At 51.2% G+C, this 258-nt stretch carries 1 protein-coding gene; it reads right to left on the bottom strand.

Annotated elements, in window-relative coordinates; genetic code table 11:
• Nucleotides 1-258 (bottom strand): ATP-binding cassette domain-containing protein (locus HBA93_RS21980; protein ID WP_221724663.1); only part of this gene is annotated, 258 nt, incomplete at both ends.

Raw genomic sequence — 258 nt, 5'->3', positions numbered from 1 at the left:
AAACTCATGCGCCTGCGCGGCTTTTGCAGCGGCTTCAATATCTGCGTCACTCGCATCCGGTCGCCCGAAGGCAATATTCTCACGGATGCTGGTAGCAAAAATCGTCACATCCTGTGACACCAGCGCAATATTACCGCGCAGATCATCCAGCGATAATTGACGCAAATCTGTGCCATCCAGCAGGATTTTACCTTCAAGCGGATCATAATAACGCAACAGCAGAGCAATCAGTGTTGATTTACCGGCACCTGATGCGCC

It is taken from the genome of Ochrobactrum sp. SFR4 (assembly GCF_019730395.1).
Lineage (GTDB): Bacteria > Pseudomonadota > Alphaproteobacteria > Rhizobiales > Rhizobiaceae > Pseudochrobactrum.
The sequence above is the reverse complement of the archived record's forward strand: the minus strand, read 5'-3'. Positions and strand labels throughout refer to the sequence as shown.